Genomic DNA, 19,451 nt, shown 5'->3' with positions numbered 1-19,451 from the left:
CTCGGCCCGCAGCGCTCGCTGGCCCCGCACACGCTACCCACAGTCGTGGGCGATCCGCCACGCCGTTGCTCAGCAATCAACTGCCGACCGTGTTAGGCCGGACCCCCGAGATTCCATCACGTTGGGCGATAAAGCAAAAGGCCAGCCTGCCCCAGTTCCCACAACTGGGGAGAAACATCAGGACACTTGGGTAATACCGCGCCTGCGACATCCCACCAAGAGTGACTGAAGGTGACTACGCGGTTCCGATCAGCTTCGCGTACGCGGGTTTGATGGTGTCGTTGATGATGGCCAGTCGCTCGTCGAACGGGATGAACGCGCTCTTCATCGCGTTGATGGTGAACCACTGCAGCTCGGCCCAGCCGTAGCCGAACGCCTCCACCAGCAGCGCCATCTCCCGGCTCATGGACGTCCCGCTCATCAACCGGTTGTCCGTGTTGACGGTGGCCCGGAAGCGCAGATCCCGCAGGAGGCCGATCGGGTGCTCCGCGATCGACGGGGCGGCTCCGGTCTGGACGTTCGACGAAGGACAGAGTTCGAGCGGGATCCGCTTATCCCGGACATATGCCGCCAACCGCCCGAGCCGCCGGCCGCCGCCAAGCCCACCGGCCGCCTCCGCCGGGCCGATGTCGTCCACGATCCGCACCCCGTGGCCGAGCCGGTCGGCGCCGCACCACTGAATGGCCTGCCAGATCGAGGGCAGGCCGAAGGCCTCGCCGGCATGGATGGTGAAGTGAAAATTCTCACGTTGTAGATATTCGAAAGCATCGAGGTGTCGGGTCGGCGGGTAACCCGCCTCAGCTCCGGCGATGTCGAAGCCGACCACCCCGGCGTCCCGGTAGGCCACGGCCAGCTCGGCGATCTCCATCGACCGGGCGGCGTGCCGCATCGCCGTGAGCAGGCAGCCGATCCGGATCGTCCGGCCCAGCGCGGCGGCCTGGGCGGTGCCCTCGGCGAACCCGGCCAGCACCGCCTCGACCACCTCGGCCAGCGTCAACCCGTTCTCCAGGTGCTGCTCCGGGGCGTACCGGACCTCGGCGTAGACCACGCCGTCCAAGGCCAGGTCGAGCGCGCACTCGGCGGCCACCCGGCGCAGCGCCGCCGCGGTCTGCATGACCGCCACGGTGTGCCCGAAGGTCTCCAGGTAGCGCTCCAGCGAACCGGAGTCGGCGGCGGCGGAGAACCAGCGCCCGAGCGCGTCGGGATCGGTCTCCGGCAGCTCATGGCCGATCTCGGCGGCCAGCTCGACGATGGTCGCGGGTCGCAGGCCGCCGTCGAGGTGGTCGTGGAGCAGGGCCTTCGGGGCGTTGACGATCTCGGCGTAGCTGGGTGCGACCATGTGATGACGATATCGGAGAGAAACTTGATCCACACCGTACTGGCCGCCCTGCGCTGCCCGGTCTGCCACGAGGCGCTCCACCGGTCCGACGGCTCGCTGCGCTGCCCGCGCGGCCACAGCTTCGATCGCGCCCGGCAGGGCTACGTGCACCTCGGCACGGGCCGCAAGCTCCCCGAGGGCGACACGGCCGACATGGTCGCCGCCCGTTCCGCGTTCCTGCAGGCCGGTCACTACCAAGGGGTACGCACGACGGTGGCGGGCTTCGTCCCCCCGTCGGCAGCGCTGATCGCGGACATCGGCGCGGGGACCGGCTACTACCTGGCCGGCGCGCTGGACGCCGCCCCCGACGCCGCCGGGATCGCCCTCGACGTGGCGAAGCCCGCGCTGCGCCGGGCGGCTCGCGTACACCCCCGAGCCGAGGCGGTCCTCGCCGACGTGTGGGCTGGACTGCCGCTGGCCGACGGGTGTCTCGACGTCCTGCTGAACGTCTTCGCGCCCCGCAACGGCGCGGAGTTCCGTCGTGTCCTGCGCCCGGACGGCCGCCTGGTGGTCGTCACGCCGCTGCCGCGGCACCTCGCCGAGCTGCGGGAGCGCTACGGCCTGCTCGACGTCGACCCGGACAAGGCCGAGCGGCTGGCCGCCACGCTGCGTGAGTTCGACCTGGTCGGGGCGGCGGAGCTGGAGTTCCCGCTCCGGCTGACCCCGGACGAGGTACGCGCCCTTATCGGGATGGGTCCCAACGCCTTCCACTCGGCCGTCCCGGACGCCGACGCCGTCACCACGGTCACCGCCGCCGTCCGCGTCGCCGCGTACGCCCCCGCCGGCGGTTAGCTAGCTAGGTGGAGAGGTCGATCTCTTCCCAGCCGCCGGGCGGATCCTGATAGGGCCCGGAGAACACGACCGCCCATTCCAGACCCCACCGGCGCTGACCGATCGCCGCCGACCCCAGTACGCCCGGCCGGTCGCCGCCCGCGGCCTCCACCGCGAGGAACGCCCAGTCGAGGCAGTAGTAGAGGTCGAGGACGGCCGCCACCAGTTCCGTCTCCCGGGGTGCCGGCAGCATCCGGGCCCGCCAGTGGGCGAAGGACTCCCCCGCCGCGAAGTCGGGCAGCAGCGGACCGTGCGGGTCGGGCGGGTTGGTCGGGTCGAGCCGGCGGCTCAGCCCGAGGACCCAGGTCAGCGCCGCCAGCGCGTCCAGGTGCAGGGCGAAGGCGTGGTGATCGCCGACGCCGCCCTTGATGAAGTCGAACTCGAAGTCGGTGACCTCGTCGTTGAGTCGGTTCTCGTCCAGCCAGGCGAGCGCGATCTCGGGCGGCATGCCGAAGCAGCGTTCCAGGATGACGGCGAGGACCGCGGCGCGGGCCTCGATCTCCCGGGTGGGGCGCAGCGACACCAGGTCGCCGGGCTCCCAGACGAACGGGAAGGTCTCCGGCGGCAGCGGCAGGCCCAGTCGTTGCAGTTCCGCTAGGTTGGCGAGGCGCGTGGCGACCGGGTCAGGGGCGAGGACTTCGGCCACAGCCCTACGCTACCCGGTCGATCACGAGCGGCTGAGCGGCGACGACGGCGTCCGAGAAGGTGAACGCGCCGGTCGCGTCGGCGAGCGCGGCCGGAATCCGGGCCGGGTCGTCGGCGTGCAGTTCGCAGAGGACGTCCCCGGCGTTCACCAGGTCGCCCGGCTTGACCTTGAGCAGTACGCCGGCGCCCTCGCTCACCGGGTCCTCCTTGCGGGCCCGGCCCGCGCCGAGCCGCCACGCCGCCAGGCCGACGCCCATCGCGTCCACGCCCGCCACGTGACCGGCCTGCGGTGCGCGTACCACTTCGATCTCCTTGGCCCGCGCGAGTGGTGCGCCGGAGTCGCCGCCCTGGGCCGCGATCATCTCCCGCCACTTGTCCATGGCGCGGCCGTCGCGCAGCGCGGCGGCCGGGTCGGCCTCGATGCCCACGGTCGCGAGCATCTCGCGGGCCAGCGCGAGGGTGAGTTCCACGACGTCGGCGGGGCCGCCGCCGGCGAGCACCTCGAGCGACTCCTCGACCTCGAGCGCGTTGCCGACGGCCAGGCCGAGCGGAGTGCTCATGTCGGTGAGCAGCGCGACCGTGGTGACGCCGTGGGCCTTGCCCAGCTGGACCATGGTCTGGGCCAGTTCGCGGGCGCCGTCCACCGACTTCATGAACGCGCCCGAACCGACCTTCACGTCGAGGACCAGGGCCGAGGTGCCCTCCGCGATCTTCTTGCTCATGATCGAGCTGGCGATCAACGGGATGGCCTCGACCGTGCCGGTGACGTCGCGGAGCGCGTAGAGCTTGCGGTCGGCCGGCGCGAGCCCTTCGCCGGCCTGGCAGATCACCGCGCCGACTCGGGCGAGCTGGGCGATGAACTCGTCGTTGGACAGCGCCGCCCGCCAGCCTGAGATCGATTCCAGCTTGTCGAGCGTGCCGCCGGTGTGGCCGAGTCCGCGCCCGGACAACTGCGGCACGGCCGCGCCCAGCGAGGCGACCAGCGGCGTCAACGGCAGCGTGATCTTGTCGCCGACACCGCCGGTGGAGTGCTTGTCCACGGTCGGCCGGGGCACGCTCGACAGGTCGAGCCGCTCCCCCGACGCGATCATCGCGGCGGTCCACCGGGCGATCTCCCCGGGCGTCATGCCTCGCAGCAGGATCGCCATGGCCAGCGCGGACATCTGCTCGTCCGCGACCGACCCCTTCGTGTACGCGTCGACGACCCAGTCGATCTGCTCATCGCTGAGTACGCCGCCGTCCCGCTTGGCGCGGATCACGTCGACTGCGGCGAATCCCATGGTGGTGCCTCTCTTACTGAACTCTCCCGTTGATCATGGAGTTAACCGTGGTCTCGACGGTGTGTCACGACCGGAAACTCCATGATCAACGGGACTTACCAAGGTGGGGCGACGAGCAGGTGGTTGCGGACTATAGGTAGTCCGGGCCGAAGGCGCCCGGGAGGAGCGTGCCGACGGTGGTGTGCCCGTCGGCCGTCTCGACCTGGCAGTCCGGTCCGCCGTGCTCGTACAGCAACTGCCGGCAGCGCCCGCAGGGCGTCAGCGGTTCCCCGTCGCGGTCGACGCAGGAGACCGCCACCAGCCGCCCGCCACCGGTGCGGATCAGGTCGCTGACCATGCCGCACTCCGCGCACAGGGTCAGCCCGTAGGAGGCGTTCTCCACGTTGCAGCCGCTGACGACCCGGCCGTCCTCGACCAGCCCCGCCACGCCCACCGGGAACTTCGAATACGGGGCGTACGCCCGATGCATCGCCTCGACGGCGACCTTCCGGAGTGTGCCCCAGTCGATTCCGCTCATCAATGACCCTTCTCGTACGGCTTGCCGTCGGCGGCCGGCGCGCGTACCCGGCCGACCAGTCCGGCGACCGCGAAGATGGTCGCGATGTAGGGCAGCATGTTCAGGAAGTCGCTCGGGATCGGGGTCGCGATGGAGCCCAGCGTGGTCGCGAGCGCTCCGGCGAAGCCGAAGAAGAGCGAGGCGAACAGGGCGCCGATCGGCTGCCACCGGCCGAAGATCATGGCCGCCAGCGCGATGAAGCCCGCGCCGCCGGTCAGGTTCTTCGTGAAGCTCGTCGCGGAGACCATGGAGAAGTACGCCCCGCCGAACCCGGCGACCGCCCCGGCGATCAGCACGTTCGTGTAGCGCAACCCCAGGACGCGTACGCCCAGCGTGTCGGCGGCCTTCGGGTGCTCGCCGACGGCTCGCGTCCGCAACCCCCACCGGGTGCGGTAGAGGGCGATCGTGACCACGGCGACCAGCACCATCGCGGCGTACGTGAGAATCGTGCCCTGGAACAGCGCCGGTCCGATGATCGGGATCTTGGACAGCAGCGGGATGTCCCACTCCGGCAGCCGCGGCGGCGAGTTGTACGCCTGGGTGTCCGACCGCATGATCTGCTCGTACAGGTAGCCGGTGATGCCGAGGGCGAACGTGTTGAGCACGATGCCGATCACGACCTGATCCACCAGGTACCGGATGGCGAACACCGCGAGCAGCGCCGAGATGATCACGCCGCCGACCGCCGCCGCCAGCAGGCCGACCCAGTAGCTGCCCGCGACCGAGCCGAGGAAGGCGCCGAGGAACGCACCGGTGAGCAGCTGACCCTCGATCGCGACATTGACGACGCCGGTCCGCTCGCACAGCACACCGCCGATCGAACCGAAGATCAGCGGCAGCGCCGCGAGCACGGTCAGCTGCGCCAACGAGCCCAGCGGGATGGTGTCGCCGTTGGCGGCCTGGGAGACCTGCCAGCACAGGGACGAGATCACGAACGCGCCGAGGGAGACGCCGACCCAGAGCCCGAACCGCTTCTGGGTGATCATCAGGGCCAACCCGGCACCCAGCGCGATGAGTCCGAAGACGATCGCGCCGAGCTTGCCCGGGATCGGGATGGCCGCCCCGGAGGTGGTCGTGCCGAGTGCGTAGTGGGTGGTCTTGGTGCTGGCCAGCAGGCCGAACACGACGGTCGCGATCAGGCCGAGCACGGCCAGGACCGCACCGGTCTTGCGCGCGCGGTTCCAGGTCGCCTCGGGTGCGACCAGCACGACGTCCGCAGTAGACGCGGTCATGCTCACCCCTTCGCCAGTCCGACGGTGGCCGCCGCCGAGGGCGAACGGCGCAGCTTGAAGATCGCCCGCACGAGCAGCGGCGCCGCCACGAAGATGACGATCAGCGCCTGGATGACGCCGACGATCTCGTTGGAGATGCCGGGGATGTTGACCGTGGTGCCGTCCGCGTGGGTGGCTACCCCGCCTGTCTGCATCTTGCTGCCGCCCGCGGTCAGCGCTCCGTAGAGCAGACCGGCCGCCACGACGCCCCAGGGTTTCACCCGGCCTAACAGTGCGACCAGAATGCCGTTGAAGCCGACTTGGCCCATCATGTCGACGGTCAGCGCGCCGGCCGTGCCGACCGCGATCGAGGTGCCGCCGAGCCCGGCGAGCGCACCCGAGATCGCCATGGTCAGCGCGAGGGTGGCGCCCACCTTCATGCCCGCCGTCTTGGCGGCGTCGGGGTTGTAGCCGACCGCCCGCAGCTCGAAGCCGAACGTGCCCCGGCGCAGCAGCCAGGAGATCGCCCAGGCGGCCAGGATGGCCAGCACGATCGCCAGGTTGGCCCGCAGACCGGTGTCCGACGCCGTCGTGCCGAAGATCTTCGGGTACATCGAGTCGGGCGGGATCGGCTTGCTGATCGCGTCGCTCCGCTCCGGGTTCTTGACCCACGGCTGGATGATGTACCAGCTCATGAAGTACAGCGCGACGTAGTTGAGCATGATCGTCAGGATGACCTCGTGCGCACCCGTACGCGCCTTGAGCAGGCCGACGAGCCCGCCGTAGAGGAAACCGGCCAGTGCCCCGGCGATGGTGGCGGCGATCCAGCCGAACGGCGACGACCAGCCGAGGGCGAACCCGGCGGTGCCACCGGCCAGCGCCCCCATGATCGCCTGGCCCTGACCACCGATGTTGAACAGACCGGCCCGGAACGGCAGCGCGACCGCCAGACCGGTGAAGATCAGCGGCGCCGCCGCGGTGAGCGTCTCGGAGATCGGGTAGAGCACCCGCTGCCAGGTCACCCCGTCCATGCCGTAGACCCACCGGCTGAACGTGTCGGGGTCGACGATGGACCCCTTGAACAGGTTGCCGAACGAGACGCTCAGCAGGTCCCAGGTCGCCTGCAGGGTGGTGCCCGGCTGATAGAAGAAGTACGCCCACTGCTGCCGGGTGTTCTCGTCGCCCAGCACCATGAGGACCGCCGCGACGACGCCCGCGAGCACGATGGCCAGCAGCGTCACCGTGAAGCTGTTGTCGGCCCACAGTTCCTTGAGGAAGGCCTGACCGAGGCTGGGTTTGCCGCCCTTCTTGGTCGGCGCGACCGGCTGGCCGGCCAGGGCCTCCGCCTGCGCCGCGCTCGGCACGGGCGTCGGGTTGACCGGGAAGGCCTGACCGCCGCCGGTCTCCGGCTCGCTTGCAGCGTCGCCACCCGGCTCCACGGGAGGATCTTGCTCGCTCATGCCCCTGCCTCCGGGGTCTCGGTCTGGGTGACGCCGGCCATCAGCAGGCCGATCTGGTCGCGGGGGATGTCCGGGGAGACCACGGCGAGCACCTGGCCCCGGTACATCACGGCGACGCGGTCGGACAGCGACAGCACCTCGTCCAGTTCGCTGGAGACGACGAGGACGGCGGTGCCGCCGTCGCGCTCGGCGATGATCTGCTTGTGGATGAACTCGATCGAGCCCACGTCCACGCCTCGGGTCGGCTGCGACGCCACCAGCAGCTTCAGGTCGCGGGAGATCTCCCGGGCGACGATCACCTTCTGCTGGTTGCCGCCGGACAGTGTGCCCACCGAGTAACCGGCGGAACGCGTACGGATGTCGAAGTGCTCGATCCGCTCCTTGGCGCCCTCGTCGATCTTGCCGGGGTTGAGGGCGAGCTTCGAACCGAACGGCTTCTGGTTGTAGGTGTCCAGGACGAGGTTCTCGGCCACCGAGAACTCCCGGACCAGGCCGTCGACCCCGCGGTCCTCGGGGATGTAACCGACCCCGGCGTCCAGCGTCTGCCGGGTCCGCCAGGAGTTGATGGGCTCCCCGTTGAGCGAGATCTTGCCGGAGGCCACCGGGCGCAGGCCCATGATCGCCTCGACCAGCTCGGTCTGCCCGTTGCCCTGGACGCCGGCCACGCCGAGCACTTCGCCGGCGCGTACCTCCAGGGAGACGCCGGCGACCGCCTGCAGACCGCGGTCGTCGGCGACGACCAGGTCTTCCACGGTCAGCACGGGCTCACCCGGCTTCGCGACGTCCTTGTGGACCCGCAGGAGCACGTCGCGGCCGACCATCAGCTCGGCCAGCTCCGACTCGGGCGCCGACGGCGGCGCGGTACCCACGGTCTTGCCGCGGCGGATGACGGTGATGCGGTCGGCGACCGCCTTCACCTCGCGCAGCTTGTGGGTGATGAAGACGATGGACTTGCCGGCCCGCTTCAGCCCGCGCATGACCTCGAGCAGGTCGTCGGTCTCCTGCGGGGTGAGCACGGCGGTCGGCTCGTCGAGGATGAGCAGGTCGACGTCGCGGGTCAGCGCTTTGACGATCTCCACCCGTTGCTGTACGCCGATCGGCAGGTCCTCGACGACGGCGTCCGGATCGACCGGCAGCCCGTATTCCTTGGACACGTCGACGACGAGCTTGCGGGCCTTCTCGTGATCGAGGAAGCCGCCCTTGACGAGTTCCGCGCCGAGCATGACGTTGTCGGCCACGGTGAACACCGGGACGAGCATGAAGTGCTGGTGCACCATGCCGATGCCGGCCGCGATGGCGTCGCTCGGGCCCTTGATCTTGATGGGCTTGTCGTCGACCAGGATCTCGCCCTCGTCCGGCTGGAGCAGCCCGTAGAGGACGTTCATCAAGGTCGACTTGCCGGCGCCGTTCTCGCCGAGCAGGGCATGGATCTCGCCCGGCTCCACGGTGAGGCTGATCTGGTCGTTCGCGACGAGGTCACCGAAGCGCTTGGTGATGCCGCGCAGTTCGAGTCTCAGCGGGACCTCCTCAGGCCGTGCGTGGAGTGACCTTTTCCTCCGGTGAACCCCTGTGCGCGAAGATTCTTCAGCACACGGGCGGTCTTTTGTAGCAGACGTTCGTCTACGAAAGCCCACCGGCCGCCACACCTGTCGCGCGCAGTACGCGGAGGCGGGCGGCCGGCGTGGACCGGCCGTTCGCGGGTTATCTACCCCTAGCGGGATGATCTCACCCGCGAACGTCCTCAGTTGGAAGAACTGGTCACTTCGGCTGAGCCGGCGAGGTGACCGTGATCTTGCCGGCGATGATGTCCGCCTTCAGCTGGTCGATCTCGGCCTTCAGGGTGGCGTCGATCTTGGAGTCGAAGTCGTGGTACGGCGCCAGCGAGACGCCGTTGTTCTCCAGCGTGCCCTTCGAGCCCGTGTTCGGCAGCAGCGCACCGTTCGAGGTCGCGGACTTGCCGACGGCCTCGGACACCAGGTCGGTCATGTTCTTGACGACCGTGCTGAGCATGACGGAGCAGTACTGCGTGGTGTTGCAGCCGTCCGAGTCCACCCAGATGACGGTGTACTTGTTGCCCGCGTTCGCGGCGGTGCCCAGACCGGCGCCACCGGCGACCGGCATGATCACGTCGGCGCCCTGCGCGGCGAGCGCGTCGGACTTGGCCTTGCCGGCGTCCTGCTTGACGAAGTCATTGGTGAACAGGCCGTCCTGCTTGGCCTTGTCCCAGCCGAGGACCTGGACGTTCTTGCCCTTGACCTCGTTGTACTTCTTCACGCCGTCGGCGAAGCCGTCCATGAAGATCGTCACCGGCGGGATCTTCATGCCGCCGTAGGTGCCGACCTTGCCCGACTTCGAGTAGCCCGCAGCCAGGTAGCCCGCCAGGAACGCGGCCTGCTGGGTCTCGAACTGGATCGGGTAGATGTTGGCCTGGTCGCCGTTGCCCGAGTCCACGATGGAGAACTGGATCTTCGGGTTCGCCTTCGCCGCCGCGGTGGTCGCGTCGGCCATCAGGCCGCCGACGGCCTGGATGTACTGGCAGCCCGCGCTGGCCTGGTTCGTCAGGTTCGGCGCGTAGTCCGACTGCGCCGAGGACGCGACGTAGCTGGTCTTGATGGCGGAGTTGGCGCCCTTGGCCTTCTCCATGCCCGCCCAGGTGCCGGCGTTGAAGGAGTGGTCGTCGATGCCACCCGTGTCAGTGACCATGCACGCCTTGAAAGCGGCACCGGCGGCGCTGGTCGAGCCGCCACTCGGCGTCTCGGCGGGCTTGCTACACGCGGCGGCGAACAGCGCCAGGCCGCTGGCCGCGACGAACGCGGCAATCTTCATCCCACGCACAGGGCGCAAGACGGTCTCCTCTCCCATGTGACGTCGCAAGTCCAGGTCTGCTGTTGCAAACAACTTGCGACGAATCTACGGACGGGAGATTACGCCTCTCCCTGCCCAACAGCGGATCATCGTGCCCGGTTGTTGAGCACCCGTTATGGCCGCGTGACTAAGAGGTGCACTGGGTCACCACGGCCGTCCGTCATGATCCCCGTCTTTGAGGAATCTATCGCTTTTGTCGTTTTCGCGGGCCTGAACGAGGTACCTTCTCAGCGCCAGAAGACGGCGACGCCGGCGGTCACGAGAACCATGCCGATGATGCCGTAGAAATGGCCCTTCGAAACTTCCTCGCGCTTGCGGACCGGGAAGACCGCGCCGAAGATCAGCAGTGCCAGGACGAGCTTGACGATCAGCTTCGCCGTCGGCGGCTCGTGACCCTCGCCCCGCAGCGGCGCCGACAGGGCGATCCCCGTGATCAGCTGGGTCCAGACGCCGATCAGCATCGCCTGGTTGATCCGGAACTTCCCGGCCAGCCACTGGGTGACCGCCCCGCCGAGCAACAGCGCGAAGCCGATGAGGTGGGCGTAGAGCAGGATGTACCGAACGAGATCCTTCACGCCGCGCAGCTTACGCCAGTCGCCACACCTGCACGTCCGGCCCGGTTGCCGCCGGAACGACGCCTGCCACGAGGTCCGCGCCGCCGTACAGATTCACGCCGTCGCCAATCCCCAAGTCGAGTGCCTCGCCGGCCGCACGCCGGGCTACGACCAGCAGCGTCTCCTCCGGCGACTCGCGCAGGAAGGCCAGTGTGTCGGCGGCGGCGTACACCCAGCGAAGGCCGCCGCGGCGCAGCGCCGGCTGCTCGGTGCGCAGTCTCACCAGCGACTTGTACGCCGAAAGCGTCTCCTGATCCTGATCGCCCGCCCGGTTCCACGGCATCGGCGTCCGAGAGTTCTCCCCGTTCCAGCCGGTCAGGCCGAACTCGTCACCGGCGAAGACCATCGGCGTACCCGGCATGGCCATCTGGAGCGCGACGGCCACCAGGTGCCGCTCGCGGGATCCGGCGACCGTCCGCATCCGGGCCGAGTCGTGCGAGTCCAGCGGGTTCCACGAGTGCACCAGGGTGCGCCAGGACATCCGGCCGCCGAAGGAGTGCACGGTGTCCAGCACCGATTCGGCCGTACGCCGAGGAACCCCGCCCGGGGTACCGAAGAAGTAGTCGTCGGGGGTGTCGGGTTCGCAGAGCCAGGTCCAGATCGGCCGGGTGAACCCGCCGTAGTTCATGGTGCCCTGCCAGCCGTCCAGGTCGACGTCGCCGGTCGAGTCGTGCATGTGCTCGGCGACCAGCATCGCGTCCGGGCGCACGGCGACGATCTCCCGGCGCAGCAGCGCCGCGACCTCATGCGTACGGTTCTCGTCGGCGCGGCGGCCGGTCATGTTCGCCACGTCCACCCGCCAGCCGTCGAGCAGCGGCGACCCGTCCGGGGCGTGCAGCCATTTCCGCAGTACGCCGATCATCCGCTCCCGGGTCAGCGCGCTGCCCCAGTTGAGCTTGGGCAGGCTCTTGACCCCGTTCCACGACTCGTAGTCCCCATCGGCTAGGCCGTAGTCCGGGCCGAAGTAGAACATCTCGCGCTCGGGCGAAGCCGGGTCCTCAGCGGCGGCCCGGAACCACTCGTGCGCGTCGCCGCAGTGGTTCGTCGTGATGTCGCCGATCAGCCGCATGCCCCGGGCGTGCACCGCGTCGGCCAGCCGGCGCAGCGCCTCGTCCCCACCCAGCAGCGGATCCACCACGTCGAAGGTGGACGCGTCGTACCGGTGGTTGGACCGGGCCGGGAAGATCGGCGTCAGGTACACCGTGTTCACGCCGAGCGCCTGGATGTGGTCCAGGTGCTCGACGACGCCGTCCAGGTCGCCGCCGAAGAACTGCTCGGCGGTGCCCGGGCCACGGCCGATCACCTCGTCGAGGTCCCATTCCCGGGGCAGCGCCCAGTCCGGCAGGTCGTCCTTGTCCAGCGCCCCGGCGCTGGTCGAGCGGGCGTACCGGTCCGGGAAGATCTGGTAGACGATCGCGTCCGTCATCCACTCCGCCGGAGCGTCGTAGGCGACCAGCCGGAAGTCGGTGGCGTCGGTGAGGTCCCCGGCCACGATCCCGGCGGCGGTCAGCCACACCGGCTCGCCCTCCTCGCGGAGGAAGTAGAACCGGTAGTTCGTGACCGGGTTCCGCACTTCGTAGTGGATGACCCACCACTCGCCCTCGTGATGGCGTACGGGAATGAAGCGCGGTTCGCCGTCCGGGGTGCCCCGCAACCAGACCTCCCGGACCCGTGACGCTGCGGGTACGCGTACCCGCAGCGTCACGGTCTCGCCCAGCGCGGGGCGGGCGGTGGAGACGTAGAGCGGCGAACCGTCGTGATGGGGTTGATCGATCAGACGCATGTCGCGTCCCCTTCTGGTGAGAAGTCGACGTTTCGTCCCACGCGAGGGTGGGGTCGCGACATGGGTGATGGTTAGCCCTTCACCGCACCCGCGGTGAGGCCGTTGACGATGTATTTCTGGAGGTAGAGGAAGACGCCCACGGTGGGAATCGCGGTGAGCAGCGTGCCCGCCGCGAACATGCCGAAGTTGACGTTCCGCTCGCCCGCCACCATGCCGTAGAGCCCGACCGCCAGGGTCTTCGAGTCGGCGTCGCGCAGGAAGACGTTGGCCATCAGGAACTCGCTCATCGTGCCGATGAAGGCGAGCATCGCGGTGACCGCGAGGATCGGCGCGACCAGCGGCAGGATGATCCGGAAGAAGATCTGGACGTGCGAGGCGCCGTCGACGGTGGCCGACTCGTCCAGTTCCTTCGGGACCGTGTCGAGGAAGCCCTTCATCAGCCAGGTGTTCACACCCAGCGCCGTGCCCATGTAGAGCAGCAGCAGGCCGGAGGTGGTGTCGAAGCCGATGTAGCGCCAGTTCTCCGTGATGTCGGTGAACAGGATGAAGATCGCCACGATCGCCAGGAACTGCGGGAACATCTGCACCAGCAGGAGCGCCATCAGGCCGACCCGGCGGCCCTTGAAACGCATCCGGCTGAACGAGTACGCCGCCGAGAAGCTCAGGAAGACGCTGGCGAATGCCGAGATCAGCGCGATGACCAGCGAGTTCACGAACCAGTGCGCGAACGGGTACCGGGAGTCGGTGAACAGGTGCTGGAAGTTGTCCAGGCCCGCCCCGGTGGGCCACAGCTTGGTCGAGGCCAGCGTGCCCAGCGGGTTGAGCGCGGCCGAGACCACGAAGACGATCGGGAAGAGCGAGAAGATCGCGACGACGACGGCGACCAGGTGCCGCCAGCCCGTGCGCTTGAACCAGGTCACGAGTAGACCTCCTCGAGCGACCGGCTACGCCGGAACCCGATGATCGACATGACGGCGACCAGCGTGAAGATGATCACCGAGACGGCCGCCGCGAAGCCGAGCTGCGCGATGCCGCCGAAGGCCAACCGATACGTGTAACTGATCAACAGGTCCGTCGCCCCCACGGTGGCGTTGTCGATGGCGTACGGACCGCCGTCGGTGACCAGCTTGATCGCGTTGAAGTTGTTGAAGTTGTACGCGAACGAGGAGATCAGCAGCGGGGTCAACGCGACCAGCAGCAGCGGCAGCGTCACCCGCTTGAAGCCCTGCCATGCCGTCGCCCCGTCGATGCTCGACGCCTCGGTCAGCTCCTTCGGGATGGCCTGCAGAGCGCCGGTGGCCACCAGGAACATGTAAGGGAAGCCGAGCCACAGGTTCACCAGGACCAACGACAGCCGGGCCGTCGTCGGCTGGCCGAGCCAGTCGATGTGCCAGCCGAACAGGTTGTTGATCAGGCCGAAGTCCTTGTTGAACATGTCCCGCCAGACCAGCAGCATCGCGAACGACGGCATGGCGTACGGGAGGATCAGGATCGTCCGGTAGATCTTGGTGCCGCGCATCCGGGGCGAGTGCAACGCGAGCGCGCACACCAGGCCCAGCGCGAACGTCGTCAGAACCGACAACAGCGCGAAGACGACGTTCCAGACGAAGACCGAGAAGAAGTTCCCCGAGACCGTCTTGTCGGTGAAGATCCGGGTGAAGTTCGCCCAGCCGACGCCGACCTTCCAGCCCTGGCCGCCCGAGAGCACCGTCCCATCGGCACTGACGAAGTAGCCCTTGGCCTCGTCGGCGGGGTAGACCGTGCCGGTCTTGGTGTCCGTGACGCAGTCGCACGCCGCGTCGTAGGCCCGGACCGCCCTCAGCTCGACCGCCTTGCTCAGGCCGCTGGACTTGATCGCGCCCTGCTCGGTCGGCACCGCGAAGTTCGCGATCTCGTCACCGCGCGCGCTCGCGTCCGGCTTGCTGAGGATGTCGTAGCCGGGAACCTCGGAGAGCTGCTTGGTCAGCGACAGGTTCGCGTCGGTGAGCCCGGTCAGGTCGGTCAGGCCGTCCGCCGTGCCGACCTTCGCCTGGTCCAGCACCGGGTCGCCCTTATCGTCGACCGGCACCAGCAGGAAGACCAGCTTGCCGTCCTTGAGCGCGGGCGACAGGTTGTACGACGCCGCCCCGGCGACCTGCTCCAGCGAGCCGGTCTGGATCGCCGTGATCGCCTCTTCCTTGGTCCCCCGGTGGCCGTCGCCGAAGTTCGTGAACGCCGTGCTCACCGTGAGGATCACCGGCACGAGCTGGAAGACGATCAGGAAGACCGTGCCGGGCAGCAGATACTTGAGCGGCACGTGCCGCCGGGTCAGATAGAGGTACGCGATCCCCGCGCCCGCCGCCACCAGTACGCCGACCCCGATCCAGTTGTCGGTGCGGATCAGCGGCGGCAGTCCGAAGAGCAGAAGGGCGGCGACGAGGCCGAGCGCGATCAGCCGGCCCACGAGGAACCCGACGGTGATCTCTCGGGGACGATGTTCGGACGAGTTGGCGGACTTGCCGGCCCCACGCTTCGGTGCGTCGGAACCGCGCTGGCCGGGCAGGCCGGAGCGCGGGGAGCCGGAGCCCCCCGCGCCCGTCACGCCACCCGACCCGGATGAGGTCGTGCTCGGCGTCGTCATCGGCGTACGCTGCCTACTTCTTCTTCGCGATCGCGTCGTTGATGGCCTTCGCGGCGGCGTCCGCCGCGGTCTTCGGGTCGCCGCCCTTGATCACGGCCACCTCGGCGTTGCCGAACGGGCCCCAGATCTCGTTCATGGCGGGGATGGCCGGCATCGGCAGGCCGTCCTTGCCCGCGTCCAGCCACTTCGCCACGTCCGGGTCGGCGGTCTTCGCGTCGTCCTGCGCGGCCAGCAGCGCCGGCGGACGCGGGTCGGCGGCGTACAGGGCGTTGGCGACCTCCTTGTTCGTGACGTAGTTCGCCACGAACTCCTGGGCCATCGCCTTGCTCTTGCCCTTGCTCGCGACGAAGAAGGCCTGGACGCCGAGGAACGGCTGGGCCGGCTTGCCGCCGGCGAAGCCCGGGATCGGGGTGATGTCGTACTTGATGCCGGCCTTCTTGATGTCGGCGATGTTCCACGAGCCGGTGATGAAGAAGGCGGCCTTCTTCGCGGTGAAGGTGGCCACGACGTTCTCGGCGGCGATCGAGGTCTTCAGCGCGCCGGAGCCCTTCTCGCCCAGCTCCTTGAGCTTGGTGAAGGCGGCGATCGAGTCGGCGCTGTTGACCGTGACGTTGTTCGGGTCCGGGTCGCCGGCCGAGGTCAGGCCGAACAGCGAGCCGCCGCCCGAGGAGTAGATCGGGTAGATATGGTACGCGTCGCCCGAAGCGCCGCACTGGTCGAGCAGGATCTCGCTGACCTTGCCCGACTTCTTCAGGTCCTGCCCGGCCTTGACCAGGTCCTCGATGCTCGCCGGGGCGGTCGGCACCAGGTCGGTGTTACGCACGAGAGCGATGTTCTCCAGCGCGTACGGGGCGCCGTAGATCTGGCCGTTGAACGTCACGGCCTTGACCGCGGCCGCGGCGAACAGCGACTTCTGCTGCGCCGAGAGCTGCACCGGGTCGATGGCGCCGTTCTGGACGAGGTTGCCGATCCAGTCGTGCGCGCCGACCACGACGTCCGGGCCGCTGCCCTGCTGCGAGGCGGTCACGAAGACCTGCTGCAGGTTCTCGCTGATCTCCTTGACCTCGACGGTGACGCCGTTGTCCTTGCCGAACTGGTCGGCGTACTTCTTGAGCACGGCCGTGCGCTTGGTGTCGGCCCAGATGACCAGCTTGCCGTTGCCCTTGTCCTTCGACGGGGTCGCCGTGGGCTCGTCCTTGTCCGATCCGCATGCCGCCAGCGCCGAGGCGGACGCCGCCGCGCCCAGAGCCGCAAAGACGGTACGTCTACGCATCAAGGTCTCCTGTTCAGATGGGCCACACCTTCCGGGCCCAGAGGGGGTCAACCAGGGGTATGCAGTTGTGTGTTGCGCGCACGTTAGCAAGACTTTGCAAGGAGTGGAAGTCCTTGCAGTCCCCTGGCCGCAAGATCTTGTCTGTTCAGTTAGCATTCCGCCATGCGTGCACGTCTGGCCGACATCGCTCGGCAGGCCGAAGTGAGCGAGGCTACGGTCTCGCGGGTCCTCAACGACCGTCCTGGGGTGTCGACGGAGACCCGCCAGGCGGTGCTGACGGCGCTCGATGTATTGGGCTACGAGCGCCCCACCAAGCTGCGCAAACGTAGCGCAGGCCTGGTCGGGCTGGTAGTTCCCGAGCTGGACAACCCCATCTTTCCGGCGTTCGCTCAGATCATCGAGTCGGCGCTCGCCCAACAGGGCTACACCCCGGTCCTCTGTACGCAGACCGCCGGCGGCGTGACCGAGGACGAGTACATCGAGATGCTGCTCGACCGGCAGGTGGCCGGCATCGTCTTCGTGTCCGGCCTGCATGCCGACACGACGTCGGATCCCGACCGCTACCGCAAGCTTCTGACCCGGCCGTTGCCGATCGTGCTGGTCAACGGGTTCGTCGACGGGCTGGAGGCGCCGTTCGTCTCGGTCGACGAGCGAGCCGCGGCCGATGCTGCGGTGTCCCATCTCGCCGCGCTCGGCCACAAGCGGATCGGCCTGATCTCCGGGCCGGACCGGTTCCAGCCGGTACAGCGCAAGATCGCCGGCTACCGGGACGCGATGCGCCGGTTGCTGCACCTCAGCGACCGCGAGATGGACTCGATGATCTCGTTGTCCCCGCTGTTCGGCGTCGAGGGCGGGTACGCCGCCACGACCCGGCTACTGGACCGCGGGGTGACCGCCGTCGTCTGCGGTTCCGACCTGATGGCGCTGGGCGCGATCGGGGCGGCGCGGCAGAAGGGCCTCGGTGTGCCGGACGACTTCAGCGTGGTCGGCTTCGACGACTCCCCGCTGATGGCCTTCACCGACCCGCCGCTGACCACGTTGCGGCAGCCCATCCGGGCCATGGCGGTGGCCGCCGCCCGGGCACTCATCGACGAGATCCTGGGCCATCCGGCGCCGCATTCCGAATACGTCTTCCGCCCCGAACTGGTCGTACGCGGCTCCACCGCCCAAGCACGCTGACCCCACCGTTCCCCCTCCCCCTCCCCCGCCCCACCCCACCCCGCCGGCCTGCCCGCCCCGCCCCGCCCCGCCCCGCCCCGTTGATCATGGAGTTAACTGCTGCCTCGACGGCGTGTCAGGGGTGCAAACTCCATGATCAACGCACGCTCGCACGGCCAGCCGATGAAACTTGCTGAAAGCTTCTGCTTGACGTTTGCAAGGTTTGCGGCGCATTCTTCATCCCGTCACCAGTCAGGTGGCGGGTGGAGAGGAGCAGCAGCGTGCGCGGGTGGCGAAAGCGGGCCGGATGCGCGCTGCTGCTCGCCGTCTCCGGCTGCTCGGCCGCGCCGCTTGCAAACGCCCAGCCCACGACCCAGCCCTTACCGTCGGCTGCGGCGTCCGCTGGGAGCGCTCCGACCGGTGTCGTCGTCCACCTCTTCGAGTGGCCCTGGGCGTCGGTCGCGACCGAGTGCCGCGACCAGCTGGGCCCGGCCGGAGTAGCGGCGGTCCAGATCTCCCCGCCACAGGAGCACGTGGTCCTCGCCGATCAGGGCTTCCCGTGGTGGCAGGACTACCAGCCGGTCTCCTACGCGATCGGCAGCCGGCGGGGCGACCGTGCGGCGTTCGCGGCGATGGTCACCGCCTGCCATGCGGCGGGCGTCAAGATCTACGCCGACGCCGTCATCAACCACATGACCGCCCAGCTCTACGGGGTCGGCTCGGCCGGGACGAAGTTCACCCAGACCGGCTATCCGGGCTACGACGGCGCCGCCGACTTCCACCACTGCGGCAAGTCGATCTCCGACTACAGCAACCGCGACGAAGTGCAGAACTGCGACCTCGTCGGGCTCGCCGACCTGGCGACTGAACGCGAACCGGTCCGGCAGCGGCTGGCGGCGTACTTGAACGATCTGCTCTCGCTGGGCGTCGACGGGTTCCGGATCGACGCCGCCAAGCACGTTCCAGCGACCGATCTGGCCGCGATCTACGCCAAGCTGGCCAAGACGGCCGGCGGGACCGTGCCCGTGCTGTACCAGGAAGTCCTCTTCAGCGTCAGCGAACCGATCCAGGCCGACGAGTACCTCCCCTACGGCGCGGTTCTCGAACCCCGGTACGGCCCGGACCTCGCCCGGGCGCTGCGTACCGGTGGCAGCCTGGCCAATCTCGAAGGACTCGGCGACGAATCGGGCACGCCGTTGGTCGACTACAAGCCGTCGGCCTCCTCCGTGGTCTATGTGGACAGTCACGACAGCCAGCGCGGTGGCACTACTTTGACCTACAAGGACGGCGCGCTGCATACGCTCGCCGGGCAGTTCATGCTGGCGTACCCGTATGGGACGCCGCTGGTGATGTCGAGCTTCACCTTCGACTCCTACGACGCCGGCCCGCCGGCCGACGCCAAGGGCGTCACGCTGCCGGTCTCCTGCGGCCACGGCTGGGAGTGCGAGCACCGCTCGCTGCTGAACCTGGTCGCCTTCCGGACGGCGGTCGGCGACGCGCCGGTCTCGCAGTGGTGGACCACGGACGACCAACTCGGCTTCGCGCGTACGGGCAAGGGATACTTCGCCTTGAACCGCGCAGCCGCCGCCGTGACCCGGACCGTCGAGACCGGACTTCCGGCCGGGACCTACCGCGACCGAATCCACGGCACCGCCGTCACCGTCGACGCCTCGGGCCAGGCTTCCCTCACCATTCCCGCGCAGAGCGCGCTGGCCTTCGACCTGACTTCACGCTGAGTTGCACGGACCCACCCCCGCCGAAAGGAACCATCCTGTGA

General features: G+C 68.8%; 15 protein-coding genes and 1 pseudogene. 3 read left to right on the top strand and 13 right to left on the bottom strand.

Annotation, left to right across the window (positions count from 1 at the left end; all coding sequences use genetic code 11):
• Nucleotides 1-235: 235 nt before the first annotated feature.
• Nucleotides 236-1,339, bottom strand: coding sequence for an adenosine deaminase (locus tag AB0M47_RS07335; protein WP_363409845.1), 1,104 nt, complete (start codon nucleotides 1,337-1,339; stop codon nucleotides 236-238).
• Nucleotides 1,340-1,363: 24 nt separating this feature from the next.
• Between AB0M47_RS07335 and AB0M47_RS07330 the strand changes: the two genes are divergently transcribed.
• A complete protein-coding gene (locus AB0M47_RS07330) occupies nucleotides 1,364-2,170 on the top strand; it encodes a putative RNA methyltransferase (protein WP_363409842.1) in 807 nt (268 codons plus the stop codon).
• A gap of 4 nt (nucleotides 2,171-2,174) precedes the next feature.
• Here AB0M47_RS07330 and AB0M47_RS07325 read toward each other — a convergent pair whose 3' ends face one another.
• The 12 genes and pseudogenes from AB0M47_RS07325 to AB0M47_RS07270 form a co-directional block, all read right to left on the bottom strand.
• A complete protein-coding gene (locus AB0M47_RS07325; RefSeq protein WP_253758084.1) occupies nucleotides 2,175-2,855 on the bottom strand; it encodes a DUF4272 domain-containing protein in 681 nt (226 codons plus the stop codon).
• Between the two features lie 4 nt (nucleotides 2,856-2,859).
• Complete coding sequence (locus tag AB0M47_RS07320) at nucleotides 2,860-4,134, bottom strand: thymidine phosphorylase (RefSeq protein ID WP_363409839.1); 1,275 nt, start codon at nucleotides 4,132-4,134, stop codon at nucleotides 2,860-2,862.
• Nucleotides 4,135-4,282: 148 nt separating this feature from the next.
• A pseudogene (locus tag AB0M47_RS07315) lies at nucleotides 4,283-4,651 on the bottom strand (cytidine deaminase); the annotation flags it as partial.
• Nucleotides 4,651-5,922 carry an ABC transporter permease gene (locus tag AB0M47_RS07310; protein ID WP_363409836.1) on the bottom strand — a complete coding sequence of 424 codons (1,272 nt, stop codon included), beginning with the start codon at nucleotides 5,920-5,922 and terminating at the stop codon, nucleotides 4,651-4,653. The pseudogene AB0M47_RS07315 and the gene AB0M47_RS07310, both read right to left, overlap by 1 nt.
• A gap of 2 nt (nucleotides 5,923-5,924) precedes the next feature.
• The gene (locus AB0M47_RS07305) at nucleotides 5,925-7,361 is read right to left on the bottom strand and encodes an ABC transporter permease (protein WP_363409833.1); all 1,437 of its coding nucleotides are present in this window, start codon (nucleotides 7,359-7,361) and stop codon (nucleotides 5,925-5,927) included.
• Nucleotides 7,358-8,818 (bottom strand): ABC transporter ATP-binding protein, encoded by a 1,461-nt coding sequence (locus tag AB0M47_RS07300; protein ID WP_363410001.1) that lies wholly within the window; start codon nucleotides 8,816-8,818, stop codon nucleotides 7,358-7,360. Before AB0M47_RS07300 ends, AB0M47_RS07305 begins: the two co-directional genes overlap by 4 nt.
• A gap of 301 nt (nucleotides 8,819-9,119) precedes the next feature.
• Entirely contained in the window at nucleotides 9,120-10,187 is a 1,068-nt protein-coding gene (locus AB0M47_RS07295; RefSeq protein WP_363409830.1) for a BMP family ABC transporter substrate-binding protein, read from the bottom strand.
• A gap of 266 nt (nucleotides 10,188-10,453) precedes the next feature.
• Nucleotides 10,454-10,801, bottom strand: a complete 348-nt coding sequence (locus AB0M47_RS07290; RefSeq protein ID WP_363409827.1) for a hypothetical protein — start codon at nucleotides 10,799-10,801, stop codon at nucleotides 10,454-10,456.
• A 10-nt stretch (nucleotides 10,802-10,811) separates the two neighbouring features.
• Nucleotides 10,812-12,623 carry a glycoside hydrolase family 13 protein gene (locus AB0M47_RS07285; RefSeq protein ID WP_363409824.1) on the bottom strand — a complete coding sequence of 604 codons (1,812 nt, stop codon included), beginning with the start codon at nucleotides 12,621-12,623 and terminating at the stop codon, nucleotides 10,812-10,814.
• Between the two features lie 71 nt (nucleotides 12,624-12,694).
• The gene (locus AB0M47_RS07280) at nucleotides 12,695-13,543 is read right to left on the bottom strand and encodes a sugar ABC transporter permease (protein ID WP_363409821.1); all 849 of its coding nucleotides are present in this window, start codon (nucleotides 13,541-13,543) and stop codon (nucleotides 12,695-12,697) included.
• Entirely contained in the window at nucleotides 13,540-15,243 is a 1,704-nt protein-coding gene (locus AB0M47_RS07275; protein WP_363409818.1) for an ABC transporter permease subunit, read from the bottom strand. The genes AB0M47_RS07280 and AB0M47_RS07275 overlap by 4 nt, the downstream gene beginning before the upstream one ends.
• 13 nt (nucleotides 15,244-15,256) lie before the next feature.
• Nucleotides 15,257-16,516, bottom strand: a complete 1,260-nt coding sequence (locus AB0M47_RS07270) for a maltose ABC transporter substrate-binding protein (protein ID WP_253758100.1) — start codon at nucleotides 16,514-16,516, stop codon at nucleotides 15,257-15,259.
• Between the two features lie 162 nt (nucleotides 16,517-16,678).
• On the opposite strand from AB0M47_RS07270, the gene AB0M47_RS07265 reads away from it, so the two are divergent.
• Nucleotides 16,679-17,695 carry a LacI family DNA-binding transcriptional regulator gene (locus AB0M47_RS07265; RefSeq protein ID WP_253758102.1) on the top strand — a complete coding sequence of 339 codons (1,017 nt, stop codon included), beginning with the start codon at nucleotides 16,679-16,681 and terminating at the stop codon, nucleotides 17,693-17,695.
• A 260-nt stretch (nucleotides 17,696-17,955) separates the two neighbouring features.
• The gene (locus AB0M47_RS07260; RefSeq protein ID WP_363409814.1) at nucleotides 17,956-19,410 is read left to right on the top strand and encodes an alpha-amylase family protein; all 1,455 of its coding nucleotides are present in this window, start codon (nucleotides 17,956-17,958) and stop codon (nucleotides 19,408-19,410) included.
• The last annotated feature ends 41 nt before the right edge of the window (nucleotides 19,411-19,451 follow it).

It is taken from the genome of Hamadaea sp. NPDC051192 (genome assembly GCF_040682475.1).
GTDB classification, from domain to species: Bacteria; Actinomycetota; Actinomycetes; order Mycobacteriales; family Micromonosporaceae; genus Hamadaea; species Hamadaea flava.
Note: the sequence above shows the minus strand (reverse complement) of the source record. Positions and strands in the feature narration are given on the sequence as shown.